Below are 2,157 nucleotides of genomic sequence, written 5' to 3' on the forward strand. Positions count from 1 at the left end.
TGCCGATCTTTGCGCTGACCGGCGTCGAAGGGAAGATGTTCCACCCGATGGCATTTACCGTGGTGGCCGCACTGCTGGGCGCGATGATCCTGTCGGTGACCTTCATTCCCGCCGCTGTGGCGATGCTCATCGGCGACAAGGTCGGCGAAAAGGAAAACCGCCTGATGGCATGGGCGAAGCGTGGCTATGAACCCATGCTCCACAAGGTCATGCGCAACAAGCCTGTGGTGCTGACGGCTGCGGCGGCGGTTGTGCTGTTGAGCGGCCTGCTGGCGACCCGCATGGGCAGCGAGTTCGTGCCCAGCCTGAACGAGGGCGACATCGCCCTGCACGCGCTGCGGATTCCCGGTACCGGCCTTGGGCAGGCGATTGAAATGCAAAACGTGCTCGATCACACGATCAAGAAGTTCCCGGAGGTCGATACCGTGTTCTCGAAGATCGGCACGGCGGAAATCGCTACCGACCCGATGCCGCCAAACGTCGCGGATATCTTCGTTATCCTCAAGCCGCGCTCGGCGTGGCCGGATCCAGGGCGCACGAAAGAGGATCTGGTCGAAGGGATTTCGGACGCCGTCACCAAGCTCCCAGGGAACAACTACGAGTTCACGCAGCCGATCCAGATGCGCTTCAACGAGCTGATTTCCGGCGTACGGAGCGACGTGGCCGTGAAAGTATTCGGGGACGACATGGACACCATGAACCGGACCGCCGCCGAGATAGCGGAGACGCTGGAAGGCGTGGCAGGAGCCGCCGACGTGAAGGTCGAGCAGACCACCGGCTTGCCGATGCTGTCGCTGCAGATCGACCGCGAGAAGGCTGCACGCCTCGGCCTGAACGTCGCCGATGTCCAGCAGCTGCTCGAGACGGCAGTCGGTGGCAGCCTGGCCGGAACGCTGTTCGAAGGCGACCGGCGCTTCTCGATCGTGGTTCGCCTTCCTGAGGCGGTACGCACCGACATCGAAGCGATCCGGCGTTTGCCGCTGCGGCTGCCGGCGGGCGAGGGCGCGCGTCCGTCCTTCGTGCGACTGAGCGACGTCGCGACGCTGGACTATGCGCCGGGGCCGAACCAGATCAGCCGGGAAGACGGCAAGCGCCGCGTGGTCGTCACCGCGAACGTCCGCGGGCGCGATATCGGCTCGTTTGTGGCGGACGCGAAGCAGCAGCTGGCGGAGCAGGTCAAGGTGCCTGCCGGCTACTGGACCACTTGGGGCGGCACCTTCGAGCAGCTCGAGTCGGCATCGAACCGCCTCAAGATCGTGGTCCCGGTAGCGTTGTTGCTGGTCTTCATGTTGTTGTTCGCGATGTTCGGCAACGTGAAGGACGGCCTGATCGTCTTTACCGGCGTGCCGTTCGCGCTGACCGGCGGGATCGTGGCGCTGTGGCTGCGCGACATCCCCTTGTCCATCTCCGCGGGCGTCGGCTTCATCGCGCTGTCCGGCGTCGCCGTACTTAACGGGCTGGTCATGATTTCGTACATCAGGTCCTTGCGCGATGAAGGCATGCCGCTCGACCGCGCGATCCACGATGGAGCGATGACACGCCTGCGGCCGGTCCTGATGACGGCGCTGGTCGCCTCCCTTGGGTTCGTTCCGATGGCGATTGCGACCGGCACCGGCGCGGAAGTTCAGCGTCCGCTGGCGACCGTGGTCATTGGCGGCATCCTGTCCTCGACAATCCTGACGCTGCTGGTACTGCCGATCCTGTACCGCCTCGCGCATCGGAAGGATCGGACAGCCGAGGTACTGCGGGCCGCCGCGGCAGCGTAAGGGAAAGAGGTATGGGGCCACGGTCCGTGCTGGCCGTGGCCCTGCGCTTGTCCCTATAAATCAAGGGTAAGGACGTCGCTGCGCGCACGCGAGCAGCACGGCGCAAAGCAGTTGTTGCGCGCCTTCTCGGTCGCGTCCAGCACCTGGTCGCGGTGTTCCGGTTCGCCTTCCAGTACGCCGGTGATGCAGGTGCCACATACGCCGGCCAGACAGGACGAGGGCAGCGCGATGCCCGCTGCGGCCAGCGCGTCGAGCGCGCTGACGTCGGGCGCGACGTGCACCAGCTGGCCGCTGCTGGCGATGCGCAGGCCGAACGGCTTGTCCTCCGCGCTGGCGCGGGCCGCTCCCGCGAAATATTCGCGGTGCAGCCGGTTCCCGGGCCACCCTCGTT

2 protein-coding genes are annotated in these 2,157 nt (G+C 65.6%); one reads left to right on the top strand and one right to left on the bottom strand.

The window, feature by feature from the left end:
- Positions 1 to 1,766 (top strand): efflux RND transporter permease subunit (locus D3872_RS04800; protein ID WP_119809727.1); only part of this gene is annotated, 1,766 nt, incomplete at its 5' end.
- 53 nt (positions 1,767 to 1,819) lie between these two features.
- On the opposite strand, the gene D3872_RS04805 is transcribed toward D3872_RS04800, so the two are convergent.
- The coding region (locus tag D3872_RS04805; RefSeq protein ID WP_147373792.1) for a 2Fe-2S iron-sulfur cluster-binding protein at positions 1,820 to 2,157 on the bottom strand (338 nt) is incomplete at its 5' end.

The organism is Massilia cavernae, assembly GCF_003590855.1.
Lineage (GTDB): Bacteria > Pseudomonadota > Gammaproteobacteria > Burkholderiales > Burkholderiaceae_D > Telluria_A > Telluria_A cavernae.